The organism is Streptomyces atriruber, from assembly GCF_001418325.1.
Lineage (GTDB): Bacteria > Actinomycetota > Actinomycetes > Streptomycetales > Streptomycetaceae > Streptomyces > Streptomyces atriruber.
The window spans coordinates 1-26386 of record NZ_LIPN01000320.1 but is presented as its reverse complement, the minus strand read 5'-3'; the positions used below and the strand labels follow the sequence as shown (position 1 = coordinate 26386).

Sequence of the window (26386 nt, the reverse complement as noted above, 5' to 3'; positions counted from 1 at the left end):
GCGTGCAGGTGGGCGAGGTGGCGGGGGTGGTGGGCGCGCACCGCGCCGCGCAGGTACAGCTCGTCGAGTTCGTCGAGGGCCGCGCGGGTGTCGTGCAGGGGCTCGTCCAGGTCGACGGCGTCGATGCGGGGTGCGAGGCCGTCGGCGGAGGCGGCGGTGAACGGGCGGGAGGCGGTGGCGAGTCGGGCGGCCACCCGCTCGACTCCTTCGGTCACGGAGCTGCGGTACCGCTCCGCGGTGGTGCCGTTGAGCAGGTGCGAGCGCATGAACTGTCCTCCGGGTGAGGGATTGACTTAGGTAAGCCTAACCTAATCTCAACTCTCTTTGGTGCTCCGGCCCGGAAAACGAAACCGCCCCCTCCGGGAGTGGAGGGGGCGGCGGGCGGCGGTCGCTACTTCAGCTTCTTCGCCTTCTCGATCGCGTCGGCGAGGTCCTCGAGGATCGGTGCGCACTTGTCGTACGAGAAGATCGGCTCCGCGACGCGCGGGATGACCTGTCCGGCCTTGACCGCGGGCAGCTTCTTCCAGGTCGGCTTGGACTTGTCGAGGTCGGCCGGCTGGAGGGCGGAGGAGCGGTTGTCCATCATGATGACGTCCGCGTCGTACTTGTTGACGGTCTCCCAGCTCAGGTTCTCGAACCAGCCGCCGGACGCCTTCTTGGCGCTCTCCGGCGGCTCGATGATGTTCACGCCGAGCGCCTTGAAGTACTCCAGGTCGACGGAGAGGTTCGAACCGGAGACGTAGAACAGGTCCTGGCTCGCGGAGCCGATGAGGACCTTGATGTCTTTGTGTGCCTTGGCGACCTTGCGCAGCCGCTCGGACGCGTCCTCGAAGCGCTTCTTCGCCTTGACGACCTTGTCGGCCTTCACATCGGCGCCGAGCGACTCGGCGAGCTCCAGGATGCGCTGCAGTGGCTGGGTGAGCTGGCGGTCGTAGACGCTGATGCCGACGCTCGGGGCGAGCTTGAGGATCTTGTCCTTGCTCTCCTCCGGGACGTACCAGAGGGTGCCCTTGTCGTCGAACATCGTGGAGAGCAGTACGTCGGGCGCGAGGCCCGCGTACTTCTCGATGTTGAACTGACCCCATTCGTTGCCGATGATCGTCAGCTTGCTGATGTCCATGTCGCCGGCCTGGACGTCGGGCTTGCCGTCCTTGGTCTTCGTCGGGCCGAAGACGCCCTTGACCTCGATGCCGTAGTCGAACAGGGCGGCGGCGACACCCGTGAACGCCACGATGTTCTTGGGTGTCGCGTCGCGCTTCGCGGTCTGGCCGCGGTCGTCCTTGAAGCTCCAGGGGCCGGTCTTGCCGCCGCCCTCGGTCTTGCCGGAGCCGTCCTTCTTCTCGCTGCCGCAGGCCGCCAGGAAGGCGGTGAGGCCGAGGGCGCCGCCGGCGGCGAGGACGCCTCGGCGGGAAGGCTGGGGGAGGCGGACCTGGCGCATGGGGATCTCTGCTTTCGTGACGTACGGCGGCGGGGCCGCTGGCCGGAATTAGAGCTTAGGCTAACCTAAGCTAACTCGAAGCCCGGCGGCCCCTTCGCGGTACGGCCGCGATCAGCTCGCGAAGCCCAGCTCCCTGGCGATCAGCATGCGCTGCACCTCGCTCGTGCCCTCGCCGATCTCCAGGATCTTCGAGTCCCGCCACATGCGGGCGACGGGGTACTCGTTCATGAAGCCGTACCCGCCGTGGATCTGCGTGGCCTCGCGGGCGTTGTCCACCGCGACCGTCGACGAATAGAGCTTGGCGATGGCCGCCTGCTTCTTGAAGGGCTCGCCCGCGACCAGCCGGGACGCCGCGTCGTACCACCCCACGCGGGCCATGTGCGCCCGGGTCTCCATGTCGGCGATCTTGAACTGGATGGCCTGGTTCGCGCCGATCGGCCTGCCGAAGGCGTGCCGCTCGCGCGCGTACTTCACGGACTCGTCCACACACCCCTGGGCGAGACCGGTGGCGAGCGCCGAGATCGCGATCCGGCCCTCGTCGAGGATGCGCAGGAACTGCGCGTACCCGCGGCCCTCCTCGCCGAGGAGGTTCGCCACCGGGACGCGGACGTCCGAGAAGGACAGCTCTCGGGTGTCCGAGGCGTTCCACCCCACCTTCGAATAGGGCGCCGCGACCGTGAACCCGGGCGTCCCGGACGGCACGATGATCGAGGAGATCAGCGGGCGCCCGTCGTCCTTGCGGCCGGTGACGGCGGTGACGGTGACCAGAGCGGTGATGTCCGTGCCGGAGTTGGTGATGAAGCACTTGGAGCCGTTGATCACCCACTCGTCGCCGTCGCGCACCGCCGTCGTGCGCGTCCCGCCCGCGTCCGAGCCGCCGTCCGGCTCGGTCAGACCGAACGCGCCGAGGGCCTCGCCCGCGCACAGCCGCGGCAGCCACTCGCGCTTCTGCTCCTCCGTGCCGAAGAGGTGCAGCGGCATCGCGCCGAGGGAGACACCCGCCTCCAGGGTGATCGCCACGGACGAGTCGACGCGCGCGAGCTCCTCCAGGGCGATGCCCAGCGCGAAGTAGTCGCCGCCCATCCCGCCGTACTCCTCCGGGAAGGGCAGGCCGAACAGACCCATGCGGCCCATCTCGCGGACGATCTCGTAGGGGAACTCGTGGCGCTCGTAGAAGTCGCCGATCTTGGGGGCGACGACGTCGTGCGCGAACGCCTCTACCGTGCGGCGCAGTTCCTCGTGCTCGGGGCTCAGGCGGTGGTCCATCGTTGTTCACTGCTCCTGGTGGGAGGCGGTCTGCTCGTCGTGCGAGCGGGCCGTGAGGGCACGGACGGTGCGGGACGGGCTGGGTCGGCCCAACTGGTCGGCCATCCAGGCGCTGGTGGCGCTGAGGCGGACGAGGTCGACCCCGGTGTCGATGCCGAGGCCGTGCAGCATCCACACGAGGTCTTCGGTGGCGAGGTTCCCGGTGGCGCTCTTCGCGTACGGACAGCCGCCGAGGCCGCCCGCGGACGCGTCCACCGTCGTCACCCCGTGCTGCAGGGCGGCGAGGGTGTTGGTGAGTGCCTGGCCGTACGTGTCGTGGAAGTGGACGCCGATGCGCTCGGTCGGCACCTGGACCGCGTTCAGCGCGGCGAGCATCGCCGAGACGTGGCCCGGCGTGGCCACGCCGATCGTGTCGCCGAGGCTCAGCTCGTCGCAGCCCATGTCGATCAGGGCACGGCAGACGCGGACGACCTTGGAGATGGGCACGGCGCCCTCCCACGGGTCGCCGAAGCACATCGACAGATAGCCGCGGACGTGCACGCCCTGCTCCCGTGCGCGGGCGACCACCGGCGCGAACATCGCGAGGGCCTCGTCCACCGTGCGGTTGAGGTTGGCCCTGGCGAACGACTCGGTGGCGCTGGCGAAGACGGTGACGCGGTGGGCGCCGAGCGCGAGTGCGCGGTCCAGGCCGTGTTCGTTCGGCACCAGGACCGGCAGGTGGACGCCCTGGAGGTCGCCGAGGAGCGGGAACAGCTGCTCGGCGTCCGCCAGTTGGGGAACCCACTTGGGGTGCACGAAGCTGGTCGCCTCGACGGTGGTCAGGCCCGCGTCGGCGAGGCGGTGGATGAACTCCGCCTTGATCTGGGTGGGGACGACCGTCTTCTCGTTCTGCAGGCCGTCGCGGGCGCCCACTTCGTGGATGCGGACGTGGGACGGCAGGCCGCGGGTCGGCACGACCATGGGGAGCGGTGCGGACGCCAGCTCGAGCGGGTCGGCTCCCGGGGCGTCCGGCGCGGACGTCGGTTCGGTGCTGGTCATTCCTGCTCCTCCTCGGGGGTGACGACGGCGAGGACCTGGTCCATGGCGACGGTCGTGCCCGGGGTGACGTCGAGCTCCGTGACGGTGCCCGCGTGCGGGGCGGAGATGACGTGCTCCATCTTCATCGCCTCGACGACCAGCAGGCTCTGGCCCGCGGCCACCGTGTCGCCGGGGGAGACCTTCACGACGGTGACGGTGCCGGGCATGGGGGCGGTGAGCGCGTCCGCTCCGGCGTGCGCGGCGCCGGTGAGGGAGGCGGCGACGGGGTCGTGGTCCTGCACGTGCCAGGCGTCGCCGTCCCGGCCGAGCCAGTCCTGCGCGCGGCGGAAGGTGTGCAGGGTGCCGTCGACGGTGACGCGCACGCGGTCGGGGGTGACGGTGTGCCCGGTGCCGCGCAGGCGGTGTGTGACGGGTTCGAGTCCCGCGGCCTTGAGCCAGTGCGTCACGGTCGCCGGGGTGCCGCCGAGCCGCCAGCCGCTCGGCACCGAGAAGGGGTCGGTCCAGCCGTCGCCGGTGGGTGCGAGGGCGTCCTCGCGGACCGCTGCCGCCGCCTCGTACACCTCGTCGGGCACGCCGTCCGGGACCAGGCCGTCCGCCTCGCGCTCCACCAGGCCCGTGTCCAACTCGCCCGCGACCACGGCCGGGTGGGCGAGGAGCCTGCGCAGGAAGCCCGCGTTCGTCGGGACGCCGAGGGTGACCGTGTCGGCGAGGGCGGCGCGCAGCTTGCGCAGGGCCGTCGCGCGGTCCGGGCCGTACGCGATGACCTTCGACAGCATCGGGTCGTAGAGACTGCCGACCTCGGTGCCCTCGCTCAGGCCGGAGTCGGTGCGCACGCCGTCGCCCTGCGGCTCGTGCAGCGCGAGGACCGTGCCGCCGGAGGGCAGGAAGCCGCGCGAGGGGTCCTCGGCGCAGATGCGGGCCTCCACCGCGTGCCCGGTGAGCGTGATGTCGTCCTGGGTGAACGGCAGCGGCTCGCCCGCCGCCACGCGCAGCTGCCACTCCACGAGGTCGAGGCCGGTGACCAGCTCCGTGACGGGGTGCTCCACCTGGAGGCGGGTGTTCATCTCCATGAAGTAGTACGACGACGGGTCGCCGCCGGGGACGATGAACTCGACCGTGCCCGCGCCCGCGTACCCGCACGAGCGGGCCGCCTGGACCGCGGCCTCGCCCATCGCCGCGCGCGTGGCCTCGTCGAGGAGGACGCTCGGCGCCTCCTCGATGATCTTCTGGTGGCGGCGCTGGAGTGAGCACTCGCGCTCGCCGAGGTGCACCACGTTGCCGTGGCCGTCCGCGAGGACCTGGATCTCGATGTGCCGGGGGCGGTCGACCCACCGCTCCACGAGCAGCGTGTCGTCGCCGAAGGAGGCGCGGGCCTCACGGCGGGCCGCCGCGATCTCGTCGGCGATGAGCGCCTCGTCCCGGACCAGGCGCATGCCCTTGCCGCCGCCGCCCGCGCTCGGCTTGAGCAGCACCGGAGTACCGATCTCGCGCGCCGCGTCGGCCAGTTGGGCATCCGTCAGGCCGCTGCCCGAGGAGCCGGGGACGACCGGCACACCGGCCGCCCGCACGGTCGCCTTGGCGCGGATCTTGTCTCCCATGAGGGAGATGGCCCCGGCGGGCGGGCCGATGAAGGTCAGGCCCGCGTCGGCGCAGGCCTGCGCGAACTCCGCGTTCTCCGCCAGGAAGCCGTACCCCGGGTGGACCGCCTGGGCGCCGGACTTCGCCGCCGCCTCCAGGATGCGGTCCACCCGCAGATAGCTCTCGGTGGCGGCCGCGGGGCCGATCCGCACCGCCGTGTCGGCCTCGCGCACGTGCCGGGCGTCCGCGTCCGCGTCGCTGAAGACGGCGACCGAGCGGACGCCCATCTCCCGCAGCGTCCGGATCACGCGGACCGCGATCTCGCCCCGGTTGGCGACCAGAACCGTGTCGAACATCGTCATTCGTTCCTCACATCCGGAAGACGCCGAAGCCGGGCTCGCCCAAGGGGGCGCCCGCGCACGCGGTCAAGGCCAGACCCAGCACCTGCCGGGTCTCCATGGGGTCGATCACGCCGTCGTCCCAGAGGCGGGCCGTGGCGTAGTAGGCGTTCCCCTGGGCTTCGTACTGCGCGCGGATCGGGTCCTTGAAGGTCTCCTCGTCCTCGGCGCTCCACTGCTCGCCGCGGGCCTCCAGCTGGTCGCGCTTGACCGTGGCGAGGACGGAGGCGGCCTGCTCGCCGCCCATCACGGAGATCTTGGCGTTCGGCCACATCCACAGGAAGCGGGGGCTGTAGGCCCGGCCGCACATCGAGTAGTTCCCCGCGCCGTACGAACCGCCGACGACGACCGTCAGCTTCGGCACGCGGGTGGAGGCGACGGCCGTGACCATCTTCGCGCCGTGCTTGGCGATGCCGCCCGCCTCATAGTCCCGCCCGACCATGAAGCCGGAGATGTTCTGCAGGAAGACCAGGGGGATGCCGCGCTGGTCGCAGAGCTCGATGAAGTGGGCGCCCTTCTGGGCGGATTCGGAGAACAGGATGCCGTTGTTCGCGATGATCCCGACGGGGTGGCCGTGGATGTGGGCGAAGCCGGTGACCAGCGTCGTCCCGTACTCCGACTTGAACTCGGCGAAGCGGGAGCCGTCGACCACGCGGGCGATGACCTCCCGCACGTCGTAGGGGGTGCGGGAGTCCGTGGGCACCGCGCCGTACAGCCCCAGGGGGTCGACCTTGGGCTCCTCGACGGGCTGCACCGCCCACGGCAGCGGGGCGCGCTCGGGGAGGGTCGAGACGATCGTGCGCACGATGCGCAGGGCGTGGGCGTCGTCCTCGGCGAGGTGGTCGGTGACGCCGGAGGTGCGCGAGTGCACCTCGCCGCCGCCCAGCTCCTCGGCCGTGACGACCTCGCCGGTGGCGGCCTTCACCAGGGGCGGGCCGCCGAGGAAGATCGTGCCCTGCTCGCGCACGATCACCGCCTCGTCGCTCATCGCGGGCACGTACGCCCCGCCGGCCGTGCAGGAGCCGAGGACGGCGGCGATCTGCGGGATACCGGCGCCGGACATGCGCGCCTGGTTGTAGAAGATCCGGCCGAAGTGCTCGCGGTCGGGGAAGACGTCGTCCTGCATCGGCAGGAAGGCGCCGCCCGAGTCGACCAGGTAGAGACACGGGAGGCGGTTCTCCAGAGCCACCTCCTGGGCGCGGAGGTGCTTCTTCACCGTCATGGGGTAGTACGTGCCGCCCTTGACGGTGGCGTCATTGGCGACGATCACGCACTCGCGGCCCGAGACGCGGCCGATGCCTGCGACGACACCGGCCGCGGGGGCATCTCCGCCGTACAACCCGTCGGCCGCGAGGGGGGCCAGCTCCAGGAAGGGCGAGCCCGGGTCGAGGAGCGTGTCCACCCGGTCGCGGGGCAGCAGCTTGCCGCGTGCCACATGGCGGGCCCGCGCCCGCTCGCCGCCGCCGAGAGCGGCCGCCGCGAGCTTGGCCCGCAGCTCGTCGACGAGGGCGGTGTGCGCCGCCTCGTTCGCCCGCCATGCCTCGGACGCGGGGTCAGCCGCGCTCGCCAGCACTGGTGCCTGCCGCATCAGTCGAGCCCCCTTGCTCGGTTAATGACCGTTAACGGTTTCATTCAGGTTAACGACCGCTAACCGGCCTGTCTAGAATCAATTCCATGGCCACGAGAACCGACGCCCCCACCCGGCGCGAGCAGATCCTCAAGGAGGCCGCCCGGCTCTTCGCCGAGCGTGGCTTCCACGGAGTCGGAGTCGACGAGATAGGAGCCGCCGTCGGCATCAGCGGGCCCGGCCTCTACCGGCACTTCGCGGGCAAGGACGCGATGCTCGCCGAGCTGCTCGTCGGCATCAGCGGGCAGCTCCTGACGGGCGGCAAGCGCTGCGTGGCCGACGTGGGCGGACCGCCCGAGCGGGTCCTCGACGCGCTCATCCAGGGGCACATCGACTTCGCGCTCGACGACCGCTCCCTGATCACCCTGCACGACCGCGAGCTGGACCGTCTGCGGGACAGCGACCGCAAGCTGGTCCGCCAGCTCCAGCGGCAGTACGTGGAGATCTGGGTCGACGTCGTCCGCAAGGTCTACCCGGACCTCGCCGAGAACGCGGCGCGCGTGGCCGTGCACGCGGTCTTCGGTCTGCTGAACTCGACGCCGCACCTGAGCCGCCGCGACGCGCTGCCCAGCCGGGCTGCGATGGCGGAACTCCTGCACCGCCTGGCCCGGGGGGCCTTCGAGGCCGCCGCCGAGTGACACGCATCTCTGGACGCTCTGGTGACTGCCGGGTAACCTTGCTCTGAGCAAGCGCTTAGTCGACGTAGGCAGATGCAGGCAGAGGGAGTTCTCCGTGCGCCGTACCGTTTTCAATGAGGACCACGAGGCGTTCCGGGAGACCCTGCGCGCCTTCATCGAGGCCGAGGTCGTCCCGGTCCACGACGAGTGGTTCGCCGCCGGGCAGGTGCCGCGCGAGTTCTACTACAAGCTCGCCGAGCTGGGCCTCTTCGGCATCAACGTCCCCGAGGAGTTCGGCGGCGCCGGCCTGGACACCCACAAGTTCGAGGCCATCCAGTACGAGGAGACCGCCCGCGCGGGCGTCACCTTCGGCGGCTCCGGCGTGCACGTGCTGCTCGCCCTGCCCTACATCAAGGCGCTCGCCACCGACGAGCAGAAGAAGCGCTACCTGGAGAAGTTCGTCTCCGCCGAGGAGATGTGGGCCCTCGCGATGACCGAGCCGGGCACCGGCTCCGACCTCGCGGGCATGAAGAGCACGGCCAAGCTCTCCGAGGACGGCACGCACTACGTCCTCAACGGCTCCAAGACCTTCATCACCGGCGGCGTCCACGCCGACCGCGTGATCGTCTGCGCCCGCACCGCCGCGCCGACCGCCGAGGACCGCCGCTTCGGCATCTCCCTCTTCGCCGTCGACACCAAGTCCGAGGGCTACTCCATCGGCCGCAAGCTCGACAAGCTCGGCCTGCGGACCTCCGACACCGCCGAGCTCGCGTTCGTCGACGTCAAGGTGCCCGTCGAGGACCTCCTCGGCGAGGAGAACAAGGGCTTCTACTACCTCGGCAGCAACCTGCCCTCCGAGCGCTGGGGCATTGCCTACGGGGCGTACGCGCAGGCCAAGGCCGCCGTCCGGTTCGCCAAGGAGTACGTCCAGGACCGCACGGTCTTCGGCAAGACGGTCGCCTCCTTCCAGAACACCAAGTTCGAGCTGGCCGCCTGCCAGGCCGAGGTGGACGCCGCCGAGGCCGTCGCCGACCGCGCCTTGGAGGCCCTGGACGCGGGCGAGCTGACCGCCGCCGAGGCCGCCTCCGCGAAGCTGTTCAACACCGAGGTCGCGCACCGCGTCATCGACAAGTGCCTCCAGCTGCACGGCGGCTACGGCTTCATGAACGAGTACCCGATCGCCCGCCTGTACGCGGACAACCGCGTCAACCGCATCTACGGCGGCACCAGCGAGGTCATGAAGATGATCATCGCCAAGAACATGGGTCTGTGACCCGGTCCGCGAAGACAGCCCTGTAGAACTGCGTTCATGAACCAGGCACTTGAGGGCCTCCTCGATCTGCTCGACCTGGAGCAGATCGAGGAGGACATCTTCCGGGGTGTGAGCCGCTCGTCCATCGTGCCCCGCGTCTTCGGCGGCCAGGTCGCCGCGCAGGCCCTGGTGGCCGCGGGCCGCACCGCCCCCGACGTTCGGCCCGCCCACTCCCTGCACGCGTACTTCCTGCGTCCCGGGGACCCGGGCGCCCCGATCGTGTACTCCGTGGACCGGATCCGCGACGGCCGCTCCTTCACCACGCGCCGCGTCGTCGCCGTCCAGCACGGGCAGCCGATCTTCCACCTCTCCGCGTCCTTCCAGACGTACGAGGAGGGCCTGGAGCACCAGGCCGCCATGCCGGACGCCCCCGACCCGGAGACGCTGCCCACCGCCGCCGAGATGCTGCCGCGCCATCTGCCCGCGCACGTCGCCGAGCGGCTCGTGGAGGCCCGCGCCGCCGTCGACCTGCGCTACGTGGACGTGCCCCCGTGGGGCACCGTCGGACAGCCGCGCGAGCCGCGCTCCCAGGTGTGGTTCCGCGCCAACGGCAAGCTCGCCGACGACTCCTTGCTGCACGTCTGCCTCGCCACGTACGTCTCCGACATGACGCTCCTCGACTCGGTGCTGCTCGCCCACGGCAGGGGCGGCTGGGCGGTCGGCGACGTCGTCGGCGCCTCGCTCGACCACGCGATGTGGTTCCACCGGCCCTTCCGCGCGGACGAGTGGCTGCTCTACGACCAGGAGTCGCCGTCGTCCTCCGGCGGGCGCGGCCTCGGCCAGGCGCGGATCTGGACGCAGGACGGGCGGCTCGCGGTCACCGTCATCCAGGAGGGCGTCGTTCGCGTTCCCCGCTGATCGGACATACCGTCCGAGACATGAGCGAGCAACCGTCAGAGGCGGGTGGCGAGAGCACCTTCACCGTCGTCGTCGCCGCCACCGCCAACCTCGGGATCGCGCTGGCCAAGGCCGTCGCGGGCGTCCTCAGCGGCTCCAGCGCCATGCTCTCCGAAGCGGCGCACTCCGTGGCCGACACGGTCACCGAGCTGATGCTGCTCGTCTCCCTGAAGGCCAGTGACAAGCCCGCCGACGAGGAGCACCCGCTCGGCTACGGCGGCGCCCGCTACATCTGGGCGCTGCTCGCCTCCGTCGCCACCTTCGTCGGCGGCGGCGTCTTCGCCGTCTACGACGGCATCCACACGCTCACCCACGGCGAGGACCCCGGCGACCCGCTCGTCTCGTACATCGTGCTCGGCATCGCCTTCCTCCTGGAGGGCTACTCGCTGCGCACCGGCCTCAAGCAGGCGCGCGGCGAGGCCGACCGCTTCGGAGTGCACATCAAGCGCTATCTGCGCCACACCCCCGACACCGCGGTCAAGGCCGTCGTGATGGAGGACTCGGCGGCGCTGGTGGGCCTCCTGCTCGCCGCGGGCGGCCTCCTCGGCGGCCAGCTCACCGGGTCCGGCGCATGGGACGGCATCGCCTCGCTCTGCATCGGCGTGCTGCTCGTGTACGTCGCCTGGGTCCTCGGGCACGCCAACTCCGAGCTCCTCATCGGGCGTCCGCTGCCGCCGGAGATGCGGGCCGCGGTGCGGGCCGAACTGCTCGCCGACCCGCACGTCGTGGGCGTCCTGGAGCTGACCACGCTTCTCCAGGGCCCCAAGGAGGCACTGGTCGCCGCGAAGGTCGACTTCCGGGACGTGTCGAGCGCCGGGGACATCGAGCGGGCCTGCGACCGGATGGCGCACCGCATCCAGGAGCGCTTCCCCGCGGTTCGACGGGTCTATCTGGACCCGACGCCGGGCCCGGCTCAGGAGCCGGGCGTCAGCCCCGCCGCGTCCAGCAGGTAGGCCGTCATCGGGTCGTAGTGCCGCGGGCTCGTGACGTGGTCGTCGAGCGGCACGGTCACCTGCACGGTGCCCTCGGCCTCGCCGATGAACAGCGCCGGGTCGTTGCAGTCCGCGTACCCGACGGAGTCCAGGCCGCGCTGGCCCGCGCGCCCCGCCCAGCCGTGGTCGGCGACGACGAGGTCGGGCAGCGGGCGGCCCTCGCGCTCCAGGCCGTCCAGGATCGCGTTCATCGGCTCGGGGGAGTGCGTGTGCCACAGCGTGGCGCCGCGCTCCAGCATCGCCACGTCCGCGAACTGGAAGACCATGCCCTCGTCGGCCATCAGGCCCTCGGGGATCACGACGATCTCGCAGCCCGCCGCGCGCAGGGCGGCGGCCGTCGCGCGGTGCACGTCGAGCAGCCCTCCCGGGTGGCCGGTGGCGAAGAGCACCCGCTCCTTGCCCGCGGCCGCCTTGCGCAGCCGGGCCGCCATCCGCTCCAGTGCGTCGACGGTCAGCTCCGGGTCGATCGTGTCCTGGCCGTGCCGGTGCTGCGGGTCGTCGACGACGCCGCAGCGCTCGGCCATCACCGCGAGGACGTCCTGCTCGTCGGTCCAGCGGTCGCCGAGCTCCAGACCGAGCCAGTAGTGGCGGTCGCCGTTCGCGAGCTTCCTGTAGTGGCTGAGGTTGTTGTCGCGGGGCGTGGCGACGTCGCCCGCGATGCGGGTGCGGACGAGGTGGTCGACTAGCGCGGCACGGCTGGGTATGGGCATGCCTCTCATTGTGCGGGACGAGTGCTCTGCGCAGGGGCGGAGTGGGTCAGCCTGCGGCTGTGGCGCGGGTTTGTGGGGGCTTGGCGCGCCGTTCCTCGCGCCCCTTTGGGGGTGGCTTCCCAGCCTTCGGGTGCGGGTTTGTGGCGGCTTGGCGCGCAGTTCCCCGCGCCCCTTAACCTGCGCCCCCTAACGTCGCCCCCTTAACGAGCGCCCCACTAACCTGCCCTCCAGGCGGCGTTCTCAGTGGGCTCTGTTCAGGGCGAACCAGAGTTCCATGCGGGTGTCCGGGTCGTTCAGGTCTGTGGTCAGGAGTGCTTCGCAGCGGGTGATGCGTTGGCGGACCGTGTTGCGGTGGACGCCGAGTGCCACGGCCGTGCGGTCCCAGCTGCCGTGGAGGGACAGCCAGGTGCGCAGGGTGTCCGTCAGGGCCTCGTTCTCGGCGAGCGGGGCGAGCAGCGCGCGTGCGTGGGCGTCGGCCTCCTCGGGGTCCACCAGGTCGGCGACGCCCGCGCACGCGCGCCGGCGCACGAGGGGGGTCCGGGTGGCCTCCGCGCGGCGCAGGGCGCGGGCCGCCTGGGTGTCGGCCGCCGCGAGCCCGGCGGTCGGGGCCGGGGCGGAGGCGCCGAGGGTCCAGCCCTCCAGAGGGGTGATCTCGCGGTCGGCGGGGACGAGGAGGCGTACCGCGTCGCCGTCGCCGCGCGGGTCGACCAGGCCGCTGCCGAGCGCCGCGGCGAGCGCGGAGGCGGCCAGCGGGGTGTGGGCCCCGCGCGCGTGCACCACGGTCCAGAGATCGCTCCCCAGGAGGGGGCCGGTCTCCTCCGCGGGCGCGCCGACCAGCAGCCGCACGAGAGCCGCCGAGCGGGCTGCCTCGGAGGCTCCCTGGTGCTCCCCGGTGAGGAGCGAGAGCAGCACGACCGCGGCTCCCGCGATGGTGTGGTCGCCCGGTCCGCGGCGGTCCGTGGCGACCCCGAGCGCGAAACCGCGCCCGCCGCCCAGCGCATAGGCGGCCAGATGGGTGGCGCCCGCCGTGTCGGCCGCGGACGCCGGGGCGGCGGGCGCGGTGCGCCGCACGACGCCGGTCAGCTCCCGCAGCGCGTCCCGGGCCGCGTGCGGCGCCTGCCCCGCCGTCTGGAGCTCCGTGCCGTCGGGCCCGTACAGGACGGTGAGGCCGCCGAGCCGCGCCGCGAGCTGGCGCAGGACGGCGGGGACCGGGTCGGGTCTGGCCGCCGCCGTGGCGAGGCCCTGCTGCGCCTCCGTCACCCGGCGCAGTTCGGTGTGCCTGGCCTCGGCCATCAGCCGCCACACCGCGCGGGCGACCCCGCTGAACGTGGTGCGGGGCGGGACTTCGAGGAGCGGCAGGCCGTAGCGGTCGCAGGCCGCCACCAGAGCGGGCGGCACCGTGTCGTGCACGGGTGCGACGCCGAAGCCGAGGGCCGCGCCGCCCGCCGCGACGATGCGGGCCACATAGGCGTCGAGGGAGCCGCCCGCGCCCGTCGGGTCGGTGATGTGCACGCCCGCGGTGAGCAGCAGCTCGCCCCCGAGCAGGTACGGGTAGGGGTCCGCCATCTCCGAGGTGTGCACCCACTGCACGGCCGTGTCCGCGGCCTGCGCGTCCGGCCCGGCGAGCTGTCGCAGGCCCAGGTCCTCGCGGGCCAGCAGCGCGGCGAGCGGGACGGGCGGGGTGGGCGGAGCCGTGGGGTCGGCCATATGGACGTTCCATCCGTCTGGGTCGCGGAGAGTGGAGGAAACGTACACTTCAGCGTTGCTTTCCGGCCACTTAAGGTCGTGCCGACCGCAGGCCACGGGTACGGGCGGATGTCCCCGCGGCCGGTCCTCACCCCCATCTGCACGACACGCCACCGAGGTGCGCGAAGGAGGCCCCCCAATGGCCGTCGACTACACAGTGATCGTCGTCTATCTCGCCGGGATGCTGGCCATGGGCTGGTGGGGCATGCGCCGCGCCAAGTCCAAGAGCGAGTTCCTCGTCGCCGGGCGGCGCCTCGGGCCCTGGATGTACTCCGGGACCATGGCGGCGATCGTCCTCGGCGGCGCCTCCACGATCGGCGGCGTCGGCCTCGGCTACCAGTACGGGCTCTCCGGCGCCTGGATGGTCTTCACCATCGGCCTCGGACTGCTCGCGCTGAGCGTGTTCTTCTCCGCCCGCATCGCGCGCCTGAAGGTCTACACCGTTTCCGAGATGCTCGACCTGCGCTACGGAGGGCGCGCGGGCGTCATCTCCGGAGTGGTCATGTGGGCGTACACGCTGATGCTCGCGGTCACCTCGACCATCGCGTACGCCACGATCTTCGACGTCATCTTCGACATGAACCGCACGCTCGCGATCGTCCTCGGCGGCTCGATCGTCGTCGCGTACTCGACGCTCGGCGGCATGTGGTCCATCACGCTCACCGACATGGTGCAGTTCGTGGTGAAGACGGTCGGCGTGCTGCTTCTCCTGCTGCCCATCGCGGTCGTCAAGGCCGGTGGCTTCGGCGAGATGAAGGCCAAGCTGCCCACCGAGTACTTCGACCCGCTGGGCATCGGCGGCGAGACGATCTTCACGTACGTACTGATCTATACGTTCGGCATGCTCATCGGCCAGGACATCTGGCAGCGCGTGTTCACCGCCCGCAGCGACAAGGTCGCCCGCTACGGCGGCACCGTCGCCGGTACCTACTGCCTCGTCTACGCGCTCGCGGGCGCCGTGATCGGCACCGCCGCCAAGGTCATGTACCCGAAGCTGCCGAGCGCCGACGCGGCCTTCGCGACCATGGTCAAGGACGAGCTGCCCATGGGCGTGCGCGGCCTGGTCCTCGCCGCGGCGCTCGCCGCCGTGATGTCGACGTCCTCCGGCGCGCTCATCGCCTGCGCCACCGTCGCCAACAACGACATCTGGTCGCGGCTGCGCGGGGTCGTCAAGGCCGACGCAGCGGGCGAGCAGCCGCACGACGAGGTGAAGGGCAACCGCCTCTTCATCCTGCTCATGGGCATCGGCGTCGTCTGCATCGCCATCGCCCTCAACGACGTGGTCCAGGCGCTGACCGTCGCCTACAACCTGCTCGTCGCCGGTCTCCTCGTGCCGATCCTCGGCGGGCTGCTGTGGAAGCGCGGCACCGCCGAGGGCGCGCTCGCGGCCATCGCCGCCGGTGGGCTCTCCGTCGTCGGGCTGATGTGGGGGTACGGGATCCTCGCCAACGAGCCCATCTACTACGGCCTGTTGACCTCCCTCGCGGTGTACGTCGTCGTCTCCCTCGCCACGAAGCCGACCGACGCGGCGGTCCTCGCGACCTGGCGCGAGCGGCTCGCGGGACGCGGCGCCGAGCCCGTGGCCGAACCGGCCCCCGCACCTCAGTAGAGTCAGAAAGCGCCCACAAAGCGCATCGAAGCGTAAATAGGAAGGCATTCCATGAGCAGCAACGAGACGCCTCGCGGCCCCGTCGACTCCTCCCGCATCCCGCGGTACGCGGGCCCGGCGACGTACGCCCGGCTGCCCCGCCTCGACGAGGTCGGCGGCAGGACGGATGTCGCGGTGGTCGGCGTGCCCTTCGACACCGGCGTCTCGTACCGTCCCGGCGCCCGCTTCGGCGGCAACGCGATCCGTGAGGCCTCCCGCCTCCTGCGCCCCTACAACCCGGCGCAGGACGCCTCGCCCTTCGCGCTCGCGCAGGTCGCGGACGCCGGTGACATAGCGGCCAACCCGTTCAACATCAACGAGGCCGTGGAGACCATCGAGGCCGCCGCCGACGACCTCCTCGGCTCGGGCGCCCGCATGATGACCCTCGGCGGCGACCACACCATCGCGCTGCCGCTGCTCCGCTCGGTCGCCAAGAAGCACGGCCCGGTCGCCCTGCTCCACTTCGACGCGCACCTGGACACCTGGGACACCTACTTCGGCGCCGAGTACACCCACGGCACCCCGTTCCGCCGCGCCGTCGAGGAGGGCATCCTCGACACCGAGGCGCTCTCCCACGTCGGCACACGCGGCCCGCTGTACGGCAAGAAGGACCTCACCGACGACGAGAAGATGGGCTTCGGCATCGTCACCTCGGCGGACATCTACCGCCGCGGCGCCGACGAGGTCGCCGACCAGCTGCGCCAGCGCATCGGCGACCGCCCGCTCTACATCTCCATCGACATCGACTGCCTCGACCCGGCCCACGCGCCGGGCACGGGCACGCCGGAGGCCGGCGGCATGACCTCCCGCGAGCTCCTGGAGATCCTGCGCGGCCTCGCCTCCTGCAACCTCGTCTCCGCCGACGTCGTCGAGGTCGCCCCCGCCTACGACCACGCGGAGATCACCGCGGTGGCCGCCTCCCACACGGCGTACGAACTGACCACTATCATGTCCCGCCAGATCGCGGAGGCCCGCGGGACGGTGAGCGAGCGGTGAGCCACGACCACGACGTCGTGCTGCGGCCCACCGCCGCGCAGACCGAGGCCGCGCTGAACCCGCCCGCCGGGCGCAACGGCGGCGACCTCGTCATGGAGACCCTCGCCGGACTCGGCGCGACCACCGTCTTCGGCCTCCCCGGCCAGCACGCGCTCGGCATGTTCGACGCGCTGCGCCGCTCCTCGCTCTCGTACGTCGGGTTCCGCGTCGAGAACAACACGGGCTTCGCCGCGGACGCGTACGGCCGCATCACCGGCGAGGTCGCCCCGCTGCTCCTCTCCACCGGGCCCGGCGCGCTCACCTCGCTCGCCGCGCTCCAGGAGGCGGCCGCGGGCTCCTCGCCGGTCCTCGCGATCGGCAGCCAGGTCCCGGTGGCCGGGCTCGGCGGCGGCCGCCACGGCTATCTGCACGAACTGCGCGACCAGCAGGCCTCGTTCAGGGACGTCGTGAAGTCCGTCCACACGGTCCGTACGGCCTCGCAGATCCCGTCCGCCGTCGCCGCGGCCTGGGAGTCGGCGCTCACCGCGCCGCACGGCCCGGTGTGGGTGGAGATCCCGCAGGACGTGCTCCTCGCCGGGACGACGCTGCCGGTCGTCACCGCGATGGACGCGACGCCCGAGGACGTCGTGCCGCGCCCCGAGCTGACCGCGGTCGCCGCCGACCTGCTGGCGCGCGCGGAGCGTCCCGCGATCATCGCGGGCGGCGGCGTCGTGCGCTCCGACGCGAGCGGCAAGCTGCGCGCGCTCGCCGAGCTCGTGAACGCCCCCGTCGTCACGACCTTCGGCGGCAAGGGCGCCTTCCCCTGGGAACACCCGCTCTCGCTGCAGTCCTGGCTGGAGGACCGCCACATCACGGACTTCCTGGAGGACGCGGACGTCCTGCTGGTGGTCGGGTCGGGCCTCGGTGAACTCTCCTCGAACTACCACACGTTCGCGCCCCGCGGCCGGGTGATCCAGATCGAGGCGGACGCCGGGAAGCTGGAGTCCAACCACCCCGCGCTCGGCATCCACGCGGACGCGCGGACCGCCCTGTCCGCGCTCCTGGAGACCATCGAGGAGCCCAGGGAGGACGCCGACGCCCCCGAGCGGGTCGCCACGGTCCTCGCGAAGGTCCGCGAGCGCATCGACGCCCAGGATCTCGCCCTGGAGCAGCAGGTGCTCGCCGCCGTCCGCGAGGCCCTGCCGGACGCGTCGCCGTCCTTCTGGGACATGACGATCCTCGCGTACTGGGCCTGGTCCGCCTTCGACGCGCGGCGCCCCAACACCATGCACTCGGCGCAGGGCGCGGGCGGCCTCGGCTACGGCTTCCCGGCGGCGCTCGGCGCGGCGGTCGCGGACCCCTCCCATCCGGTCCTCGCCGTCTCGGGCGACGGCGGCGCGATGTACTCGATCGCGGAGCTGGCGACGGCCAGGCAGTACGGGCTGAACGTGACCTGGCTGATCGTCGACGACGGCGGCTACGGCATCCTGCGCGAGTACATGTCCGACGCCTTCGGCGAGGCGACGGCCACGGAGCTGGCGCGGCCGGACTTCGTGGCGCTCGCGGAGTCCTTCGGGGTGCCGGGGGTCCGGACGACCCCGGAGACGCTCCGGGACGACCTGGCGAAGGCGCTGGCCGAGCCGGGGCCATCGGTCGTGGTGCTTCCGGCGCTGCTGCGGATGTTCGCTCCGACACATCTGGGCTGATCGGCCAGGTTTCGTACAACCATTCACCGGTAGCGGTGAGTCATGTGGGGCGAGTGCGCCGGGGGCGCACTCGTTTCGCACACAGGGGATGGGAAGCTCCATGACTCACCGGACATCCGGTATATCCAGGCGTGCCCGCGTGCTCTCGGCGGGTCTCGCCGCCGGGGTGCTCGTGCCGCTCGGCGCGGTCGCGACCGCCGCGCCCGCCGTCGCCGCGCCCGCGCCGCAGGTCACCTGCAGCTCCGCGCAGTCGGGCCTGGCCGCCAAGCTCAAGAAGGACATCACGGCGGCGCTGAAGAACCGCAAGGGCACCGTCGCGGTCGGCCTCCACGACCGCACCACCGGCACCACCTGCACCCTGCGCTCGACCACCTCGTTCGACTCGGCGAGCGTCGTCAAGACGACCGTCCTCGCCACGCTCCTGTGGGACGCCCAGAAGACCGGCCGGTCGCTGACGTCCAGGGAGAAGAGCCTGGCCACCGCCATGATCACCAAGTCCGACAACGCGGCCACCAGCACCCTGTGGCGCCAGCTCGGCGTGACCAAGGTCAAGGGCTTCCTCCGCGCCGCCAAGATGACCAAGACCGTGCCGGGATCCGGCGGCTACTGGGGCCTCACCCGGATCAACGTCACCGACGAGCAGAAGCTCCTCGCCCTGGTCACCGGCAAGAACACCGTCCTGACCGACGCCTCCCGCGCGTACGTCCTCAAGCTCATGGGCAAGGTCACGCCCTCGCAGCGCTGGGGCACCCCCGCGGGCACGCCCTCCGGCGTCTCCATCCACGTCAAGAACGGCTGGCTGCAGCGGTCGACCCACGGGTGGCGCGTGCACAGCATCGGGGCGTTCAAGGGCGGCGGCCACGACTACACGATCTCCGTGCTCACGCACGGCAACGGCACGATGAACTACGGCGTCGCCACGATCCAGGGGGTGGCCAAGGCCATCCACAAGGATCTGACGCCCCGCGCCTCCTCGGCGAACAGGTACGCCCCCACGGATGCGCCGCGCGAGGCGTTCGTGGCCGTGCCCGGCGCCTGAGTCTCTCGTTCGGCCGCGGCGCCGTCGTGGCTTGTCGCGCCCACGCGGCGGAGCCCCACACGTCAGAGCCCCGCGCCCCTTACGGGGCGCGGGTTTGTTGCGGTGGGATGAAAATCGCGCCTCGCCGTGTTGGGCCTCTCGGCAGGTCAGGTCGACGGGAGGCAGCTGGTGGCAGAGCAACGGGGATGGGCACGGCGACTCACCGGGTACGCATGGCGGTATCCGAAGGACGTCGTGCTCGCGCTCGGCTCCTCGCTCGGCGGCATGGCCGTCATGGCCCTCGTGCCCCTGATCACCAAGGTCATCATCGATGACGTCATAGGCCGGGACGGGGAGGGCGGCGGCCGCTCCATGGGCCCCTGGGCGGGCGCCCTGATCGGCGCCGCCCTCGTCGTCTACGTCCTCACCTACATCCGCCGCTACTACGGCGGCCGCCTCGCCCTCGACGTCCAGCACGACCTGCGGACCGAGATGTACGGCACGATCACGAAGCTCGACGGGCGGCGCCAGGACGAGCTGTCCACCGGGCAGGTCGTCGGCCGCGCCACCAGCGACCTGCAGCTCATCCAGGGCCTGCTCTTCATGCTGCCGATGACCATCGGCAACATCCTGCTCTTCGTGATCTCCCTCGTGATCATGGCGTGGCTCTCGCTGCCGCTCACCCTCGTCGCCCTCGCCGTCGCCCCGGCCCTCTGGGTCATCGCCCGCCGCTCCCGCTCCCGCCTGCACCCCGCCACCTGGTACGCGCAGGCCCAGGCCGCCGCCGTCGCCGGAGTGGTCGACGGCGCCGTCAGCGGCGTACGCGTGGTGAAGGGCTTCGGACAGGAGGAGCAGGAGACCGGGAAGCTCCGGGAGGTCGGGCGCAAGCTCTTCGCAGGACGGCTGCGGACCGTCCGCCTCAACTCCCGCTACACCCCCGCCCTGCAGGCCGTCCCCATGCTCGGCCAGGTCGCCATGCTGGCCGTCGGCGGCTGGCTCGCGGTCAAGGGAGAGATCACGCTCGGCACCTTCGTCGCCTTCTCCACCTACCTCGCCCAGCTCGTCGGACCCGTGCGCATGCTCGCCATGGTCCTGACCGTCGGCCAGCAGGCCCGCGCCGGCGTGGAGCGGGTCCTCGAACTGATCGACACCGAGCCGAGCATGACGGACGGCCGCAAGGAGCTGCCCGCCGACGCCCCGGCGACGGTCGAGTTCGACGACGTGAGCTTCGCGTACGACGACACCCGCCCGGTCCTCGACGGGCTCTCCTTCGAGATCCGCCCCGGCGAGACCCTCGCCGTCGTCGGCTCCTCCGGCAGCGGCAAGTCGACCGTCTCGCTGCTCCTGCCGCGCTTCTACGACGTGACGCACGGCGCCGTCCTCATCGGCGGCCACGACGTGCGCGAGCTGACCCTCGACTCCCTGCGCTCCGCCATCGGCCTCGTCCCCGAGGACTCCTTCCTCTTCTCCGACACCGTCGGCGCCAACATCGCCTACGGCCACCCGGAGGCCACCCGCGACCAGATCGAGGCCGCCGCGCGCGCCGCCCAGGCCGACGGATTCATATCCGACCTGCCCGAGGGGTACGACACCAAGGTCGGCGAGCAGGGCCTCACCCTCTCCGGCGGCCAGCGCCAGCGCATCGCGCTCGCCCGCGCCATCCTCACCGACCCCCGCCTCCTCGTCCTCGACGACGCGACCTCCGCGGTCGACGCGCGCGTGGAGCACGAGATCCACGAGGCGCTGCGGGGCGTGATGGCGGGCCGGACCACCCTCCTCATCGCCCACCGCCGCTCCACCCTCGGCCTCGCCGACCGCATCGCCGTCCTCGACGAAGGACACCTCGCCGACCTCGGCACGCACGCGGAACTGGAGGAGCGCTCCGCCCTCTACCGGCGGCTGCTCACCGACCCCGACGAGCTCGGCGGCGTGTCCCCGGGCCACGCCCTCCCCGCCGACCTGCCCGAGGACACCTCCGTACGCGAGGAGCTCGACGCCGAGTTCGACGCGGAGCGCGGCATCACGCCCGCCCTGTGGACCGGCGACCGGGACGCCAAGAGCGCCAAGGACCCCGCCCTCGCCGGAATGCCGTCCACGCCCGAACTCCTCGCCCAGGTCGACGCGCTGCCCCCGGCCACCGACACCCCCGGCATCGACGAGGCACGGGCCGTCACGCCCGAGGAGTCGTACGGGCTGCGCAGGCTGCTCGCCGGATTCGGCGTGCCGCTGCTGTTCAGCCTGCTGCTCGTCGCCGTCGACGCGGGCATGGGGCTGCTGCTGCCCGTCCTGATCCGGCACGGCATCGACGAGGGCGTCAGCGAGCTCGCGCTCGGCGCCGTCTGGGCCGCCTCCGGGCTCGCGCTCGCCGCCGTCGTCGTGCAGTGGGCGGCGCAGACCGGCGAGACGCGGATGACCGGACGCACGGGGGAGCGGGTCCTGTACTCGCTCCGGCTGAAGATCTTCTCGCAGCTGCAGCGGCTCGGGCTCGACTACTACGAGCGGGAGCTGACCGGGCGCATCATGACCCGGATGACGACCGACGTGGACGCGCTGTCCACGTTCCTGCAGACCGGACTCGTCACCGCGTTCGTCTCCGTCGTCACCTTCTTCGGCATCATGGTCGCCCTGCTCGTCATCGACGTGGAGCTCGCGCTCGTCGTCTTCGCGACGCTGCCGCTGCTGATCGTCGGCACCTACTTCTTCCGCAAGTCCAGCGTGAAGGCGTACGAACTGGCCCGCGAGCGCGTCTCCGTGGTCAACGCCGACCTCCAGGAGTCCGTCGCCGGGCTGCGCATCGTGCAGGCCTTCCGGCGCGAGCGCGCGGGCGTCGAGCGGTTCGCCGAGAACAGCGACAGCTACCGCCAGGCCCGCATCCGCGGCCAGTGGCTGATCTCCGTGTACTTCCCGTTCGTGCAGCTCCTGTCCTCCGTCGCCGTCGTCGCCGTGCTGATCGTGGGCGCGGGCCGGGTCGAGGCGGGCACGCTGACGACCGGTGCGCTCGTCGCCTACCTCCTCTACATCGACCTGTTCTTCGCCCCCGTGCAGCAGCTCTCCCAGGTCTTCGACGGCTACCAGCAGGCGACCGTCTCGCTCGGCCGCATCCAGGAGCTGCTCCAGGAGCCGACGTCGACGAAGGCCGCGGACGAGCCCATGGAGGTGCTCTCGCTGCGCGGCGAGATCGCCTTCGAGGACGTGGACTTCGCGTACGCGGCGACCGGCGACGGCGACCCCGAGGAGGCGCTCAGCGACGTAAGCCTGCGGATCCCCGCCGGACAGACCGTCGCCTTCGTCGGCGAGACCGGCGCGGGCAAGTCGACGCTGGTGAAGCTCGTCGCCCGCTTCTACGACCCCACGGGCGGCCGGGTCACGGTCGACGGCACGGACCTGCGCTCCCTCGACCTCACCTCGTACCGCCACCGCCTCGGTGTCGTGCCGCAGGAGGCGTACCTCTTCGCGGGCACGGTCCGCGACGCCATCGCCTACGGCCGCCCCGACGCCACCGACGCCCAGGTCGAGGCCGCCGCCCGCGCGGTCGGCGCGCACGACATGATCGCCACCCTGGACGGCGGCTACCTCCACGAGGTGAGCGAGCGCGGCCGCAACCTCTCCGCGGGACAGCGTCAGCTGATCGCGCTCGCCCGCGCCGAACTGGTCGACCCCGACATCCTGCTCCTCGACGAGGCCACGGCCGCCCTCGACCTCGCCACGGAGGCGCAGGTCAACCAGGCCACCGACCGCATCGCGGGCAGGCGCACCACGCTCGTCGTCGCGCACCGCCTCACCACGGCCGCCCGCGCCGACCGCGTCGTCGTGATGGACCACGGCCGGGTCGCCGAGGACGGCACGCACGAGGAGCTCCTCGCGCTGGACGGACGGTACGCGCGACTGTGGCGGACGTTCGTGGGCGAGCCGGTCGAGGCGGCCTGAGCAGCCGGTGGAAAAAAGGGGTCGGGATCCCGCAACCGCAAGGGGCGTGGGCTGCGTCCGTACCTCAGAACGTTGAGGCTGGAGTGGCGGGAGGGGCAACCGTGAGCAGTGGGCGGAGCAGTGGTCGGATACGACGGCGGCTGACGCTCGGCACCGCCGTGCTCGCAGCCGCCGTGTTCCTCTCCCTCGCGGGCCCCGGCACCGCCTCGGCGCAAGCCGTCGACGGCCTCTGCGCGGGCCGCAAGGTGCGCGCCCTCCCCTTCAGCACCGGCCGCGTCGACGTCTTCAAGTCCCGCGGCTACGTCTGTGCCGTGGCCATCGCCAAGCACACCGGCGCCCGCAAGACGATGTCCGTCAGCGTCAAGGCCCGCGGCGGCAGGCCCGCCCGCGACAAGGGCCGCTACACCCACCGAGCGGGCCCGGTGACGGTCCACGCGGGCCACCGCTGCGTGTGGGTGACGGGGAAGATCGACGGGCGCGGGGTCAGTTCGGGCTGGATCCTCTGCTGAAGTCCGGCATGTGACCGCGGAATGTCCCGATAACTCCCCCTGGTGTGGACCCAGTTGCTCCGTTAGGTTCCGGGGCATTGCTGTGTCGACAGGGGAGGGTGCATGCGTAGAACGCTCAGATGGGTGCTGTCGCTCGTGGTGCTGATAGGCACGGTGGGCGCGGCCGGAGCGACGACCGGGGCGGCGACGGCCGCGGAACCGGGCGGGACGGACGTCGCCGAGGCGAGCGACACCGGTGGCACGAACAGCACCGACATCAAGGACAGGCTGCTCGCCGTACCCGGCATGAGCCTGATCGAGGAGAAGCCGTACCCCGGTTACCGCTTCTTCGTCCTCAACTACACCCAGCCGGTGGACCACCGGCACCCGTCCAAGGGCACCTTCAAGCAGCGCCTGACCGTGCTGCACAAGGAGACCGACCGCCCGACGGTCTACTACACCAGCGGCTACAGCGTCTCCACGACGCCCAGCCGCCGCGAGCCGACGCAGATCGTCGACGGCAACCAGATCTCCATGGAGTACCGCTACTTCACGCCCTCGCGCCCGCAGCCGGCCGACTGGTCCAAGCTCGACATCTGGCAGGCCGCCAGCGACCAGCACCGCATCTACCAGGCGCTGAAGCCGATCTACGGCAAGAAGTGGCTGGCCACCGGCGGCTCGAAGGGCGGCATGACCGCCACGTACTACGAGCGCTTCTACCCGCGTGACATGGACGGCGTCGTCGCCTACGTGGCGCCCAACGACGTGGTCGACAAGGAGGACTCGGCGTACGACGAGTTCCTCGACGGCGTCGGACCGCGGGAGTGCCGCACCAGGATCCAGGACGTGCAGCGCGAGGCGCTGGTGCGCCGGGAGCCGCTGCGCGCGAAGCTCGCGGCCTACGCCGAGGCGGAGGGCTACACCTTCAAGACCGTCGGCACGCTGGACAAGGCCTTCGAGGCCGTCGTCATGGACCTCGTGTGGGGCTTCTGGCAGTACCAGCCCGCCGCCACCGCCTGTGGGACGATCCCGGACGCGGCCACCGCGACCGACCAGGCGCTCTTCGACTACGTCGACTCGGTGGGCGGCTGGTCCTCCTACACCGACCAGGGCCTGGAGCCCTACACGCCGTACTACTACCAGGCGGGCACCGAACTCGGCTCCCCCAACATCGGGCAGCCCTGGCTCGGCGACCTCAGCCGCTACGGCTACCAGCCGCCGCGGAACTTCGTGCCGCGCGACATCCCGATGAAGTTCAAGCCCAACGCCATGCGGGACGTCGACCGCTGGGTGAAGCACAACGCGAACCGGATGATGTACGTCTACGGCGAGTACGACCCGTGGGGCGCCGAGCAGTTCAAGCCCGCGCGGGGCGCCAAGCACGACTCGTACGTCTTCACGGCGCCCGGCGCCAACCACGGTGCGAACGTGGCGCAGCTCGTCGCCGCCGACAAGGCGAAGGCGACACAGCGGATCCAGGCGTGGGCCGGGGTGTCCTCGTCCTCGGGCAAGCCGCTGGCCGCGTACGACAAGAAGCTGGACCGGCGGGACGTGCGCAAGGAGCAGACGCTGAGGCCTTGAGGCCTTGAGGCCTTAAGGCCGTGAGGCCGTGAGCCCTGAGGCTGTGCGTCGGTGGGCGGGGGTGCTGGAGGGCCGGTCGGTCCTCCGGCACCCCCGTGTCACTTCGGCACTTGTACCGCGCATCCGATCGGGCGCGCGCCGCCCAGCGTGACGTAGAGCTGCGTGACGGCGGGGCACGCCGACCGGTTCCGCACCGCCGACGACACCCGGTACTCCGGGCGCCGCTTGCCGGAGCCGTCGCAGGCCGTCTCCCGCACCTCGCCGCGCCCCGCGCCGTACACACAGTCGCCGACGATCGTCCGCGGACCGCCGCCGCGGCCCGGGTCACCGGGGTGCGGCGGCTCCAGGTTCCGCATGCAGGCGTAGCCCTGCGGGACCTCGCCGTCGCCGTCCTCGTCGACCGCGGGCCTGCTCTCGCTGACGTGCAGCACGAAGTCCGTGCGGGCCGGGCAGGCGGGGCCCTGTCTGACCGTGCCGTCGTAGCGCGCCGTGACCCTCGCAGCGGCCCGCTCGCTCGTACACGGCACCTCAGTGAACGACGCGCGCCCCCGCGAACTGCATTCGTCCACGGCGAGGAACTCGGTGCCGAGAGCGGAGGGGCGGGAGGCGGCCGGGCCGGGATTGCCGCTGCTCCCCGACGGGGAACCCCTGGGACCCGGGCCCGGCGAGTTCTGGCAGCCCGTCAATACCGTCGCGGTGGCGATCAGCAGGGCGCAGACCGCCCCCACGGCCGCCAGCGGCCGCCCCGTGGTGCAGGCAATCATGACCATCCCCCCGATACGTGCACCCAGCGTGACCTGCCGGAGCGGGCGCACGCCAGGCGCGCGGGGGGCTTTGGGTCTCTTGGGGGTGGTGCGCCGACTATGCGGCGTACGTGTCAGTACGTCAGTCCGTGCCCGATCGGGTACAGCACCTGCGTCGGATCGTCCGCCCGCCGCACCGGCACGGGCAGCCGCCCCTGCGGCGCGGTCCGGCCCGCGATCACCCGTGCGGCGGCGCGGAGTTCCACGTCGGTCCAGCAGTACGAGGCGAGTGCGGCGTCGACGGGGGGCTGGTGCGCCACGTCGTAGGGGTTGCGGATCGCGAGGGTGATGACGGGCAGGCCGGTGGCCTTGAGGGCGGCGACGAGGGCGGGCTGGGTGTTCTCGCTCGGGTCCGTGGCCCGGTGGGCGCGGGCGTGGGGGGCGTCGTCCGAGGCGGTGTCCAAGGCGGTGTTCGCCGCCTGGGTGTTGTCCTTCGTGGTGGTGTGCGTGGTGATGTTGTACGTCGCCACCAGGACGGCGTCCTGGCCCTGCGCGGCCGCCACCGCCTTCTCGATCGCCGCCTCGTCGGGGGCGGTTCCGGTCGGCAGGGTCACGGCCTGGAAGCCCAGGCTGTTCAGGGCGCCCGCGAGGACCGTGGTCGGCGGGCCCGTGGTGCCGGAG

General features: G+C 71.8%; 20 protein-coding genes and 1 pseudogene. 11 read left to right on the top strand and 10 right to left on the bottom strand.

The window, feature by feature from the left end:
• The 6 genes and pseudogenes from AOK03_RS29465 to AOK03_RS29440 all read right to left on the bottom strand — a co-directional run.
• Positions 1-266 (bottom strand): annotated as a pseudogene (locus AOK03_RS29465) (pyridoxal-dependent decarboxylase); the annotation flags it as partial.
• Between the two features lie 125 nt (positions 267-391).
• Complete coding sequence (locus AOK03_RS29460) at positions 392-1438, bottom strand: ABC transporter substrate-binding protein (RefSeq protein ID WP_055568404.1); 1047 nt, start codon at positions 1436-1438, stop codon at positions 392-394.
• A gap of 111 nt (positions 1439-1549) precedes the next feature.
• Entirely contained in the window at positions 1550-2704 is a 1155-nt protein-coding gene (locus AOK03_RS29455) for an acyl-CoA dehydrogenase family protein (protein ID WP_055568403.1), read from the bottom strand.
• Between the two features lie 6 nt (positions 2705-2710).
• Complete coding sequence (locus AOK03_RS29450) at positions 2711-3664, bottom strand: hydroxymethylglutaryl-CoA lyase (RefSeq protein ID WP_055568407.1); 954 nt, start codon at positions 3662-3664, stop codon at positions 2711-2713.
• Positions 3665-3738: 74 nt separating this feature from the next.
• A complete protein-coding gene (locus tag AOK03_RS29445; RefSeq protein WP_055568406.1) occupies positions 3739-5676 on the bottom strand; it encodes an acetyl/propionyl/methylcrotonyl-CoA carboxylase subunit alpha in 1938 nt (645 codons plus the stop codon).
• Between the two features lie 13 nt (positions 5677-5689).
• The gene (locus AOK03_RS29440) at positions 5690-7306 is read right to left on the bottom strand and encodes a carboxyl transferase domain-containing protein (RefSeq protein WP_055568402.1); all 1617 of its coding nucleotides are present in this window, start codon (positions 7304-7306) and stop codon (positions 5690-5692) included.
• Between the two features lie 86 nt (positions 7307-7392).
• Here AOK03_RS29440 and AOK03_RS29435 point away from each other — a divergent pair, with 86 nt between their 5' ends.
• From AOK03_RS29435 to AOK03_RS29420, 4 genes are all read left to right on the top strand, one after another.
• Positions 7393-7983: an SACE_7040 family transcriptional regulator gene (locus tag AOK03_RS29435; protein ID WP_055568401.1), complete on the top strand. Its 591-nt coding sequence runs from the start codon at positions 7393-7395 to the stop codon at positions 7981-7983.
• 94 nt (positions 7984-8077) lie between these two features.
• Positions 8078-9235 carry an acyl-CoA dehydrogenase family protein gene (locus tag AOK03_RS29430; RefSeq protein ID WP_055568400.1) on the top strand — a complete coding sequence of 386 codons (1158 nt, stop codon included), beginning with the start codon at positions 8078-8080 and terminating at the stop codon, positions 9233-9235.
• A 36-nt stretch (positions 9236-9271) separates the two neighbouring features.
• Positions 9272-10132, top strand: a complete 861-nt coding sequence (locus tag AOK03_RS29425; RefSeq protein ID WP_055568399.1) for an acyl-CoA thioesterase — start codon at positions 9272-9274, stop codon at positions 10130-10132.
• A 20-nt stretch (positions 10133-10152) separates the two neighbouring features.
• A complete protein-coding gene (locus AOK03_RS29420) occupies positions 10153-11124 on the top strand; it encodes a cation diffusion facilitator family transporter (RefSeq protein ID WP_055568398.1) in 972 nt (323 codons plus the stop codon).
• On the opposite strand, the gene AOK03_RS29415 is transcribed toward AOK03_RS29420, so the two are convergent.
• Together AOK03_RS29415 and AOK03_RS29410 are read right to left on the bottom strand one after the other, a co-directional pair.
• Positions 11085-11873 carry a phosphatase gene (locus tag AOK03_RS29415; RefSeq protein ID WP_208609621.1) on the bottom strand — a complete coding sequence of 263 codons (789 nt, stop codon included), beginning with the start codon at positions 11871-11873 and terminating at the stop codon, positions 11085-11087. The two genes, AOK03_RS29420 and AOK03_RS29415, sit on opposite strands and share 40 nt — an antisense overlap.
• A 240-nt stretch (positions 11874-12113) precedes the next feature.
• Positions 12114-13580, bottom strand: a complete 1467-nt coding sequence (locus tag AOK03_RS29410; RefSeq protein WP_055568396.1) for a PucR family transcriptional regulator — start codon at positions 13578-13580, stop codon at positions 12114-12116.
• Positions 13581-13758: 178 nt separating this feature from the next.
• On the opposite strand from AOK03_RS29410, the gene AOK03_RS29405 reads away from it, so the two are divergent.
• From AOK03_RS29405 to AOK03_RS29375, 7 genes are all read left to right on the top strand, one after another.
• Positions 13759-15228, top strand: a complete 1470-nt coding sequence (locus tag AOK03_RS29405; RefSeq protein ID WP_055568395.1) for a sodium:solute symporter family protein — start codon at positions 13759-13761, stop codon at positions 15226-15228.
• A gap of 51 nt (positions 15229-15279) precedes the next feature.
• Positions 15280-16263, top strand: a complete 984-nt coding sequence (speB, locus tag AOK03_RS29400; RefSeq protein ID WP_055568394.1) for an agmatinase — start codon at positions 15280-15282, stop codon at positions 16261-16263.
• Positions 16260-17948, top strand: a complete 1689-nt coding sequence (locus AOK03_RS29395) for a thiamine pyrophosphate-binding protein (RefSeq protein ID WP_055568393.1) — start codon at positions 16260-16262, stop codon at positions 17946-17948. Before speB ends, AOK03_RS29395 begins: the two co-directional genes overlap by 4 nt.
• A gap of 100 nt (positions 17949-18048) precedes the next feature.
• A complete protein-coding gene (locus AOK03_RS29390) occupies positions 18049-18987 on the top strand; it encodes a serine hydrolase (RefSeq protein ID WP_055568392.1) in 939 nt (312 codons plus the stop codon).
• A gap of 168 nt (positions 18988-19155) precedes the next feature.
• Complete coding sequence (locus tag AOK03_RS29385) at positions 19156-22893, top strand: ABC transporter ATP-binding protein (RefSeq protein ID WP_079075025.1); 3738 nt, start codon at positions 19156-19158, stop codon at positions 22891-22893.
• A gap of 101 nt (positions 22894-22994) precedes the next feature.
• Positions 22995-23402: a hypothetical protein gene (locus AOK03_RS29380; protein WP_055568390.1), complete on the top strand. Its 408-nt coding sequence runs from the start codon at positions 22995-22997 to the stop codon at positions 23400-23402.
• A 102-nt stretch (positions 23403-23504) separates the two neighbouring features.
• A complete protein-coding gene (locus AOK03_RS29375; protein WP_055568389.1) occupies positions 23505-24962 on the top strand; it encodes an alpha/beta hydrolase family protein in 1458 nt (485 codons plus the stop codon).
• A gap of 98 nt (positions 24963-25060) precedes the next feature.
• Here the strand turns inward: AOK03_RS29375 and AOK03_RS29370 are convergent, their stop codons facing one another.
• Positions 25061-25726 (bottom strand): hypothetical protein, encoded by a 666-nt coding sequence (locus tag AOK03_RS29370; protein WP_107098136.1) that lies wholly within the window; start codon positions 25724-25726, stop codon positions 25061-25063.
• 113 nt (positions 25727-25839) lie between these two features.
• The coding region (locus AOK03_RS29365; RefSeq protein WP_208609620.1) for a glycoside hydrolase family 3 C-terminal domain-containing protein at positions 25840-26386 on the bottom strand (547 nt) is incomplete at its 5' end.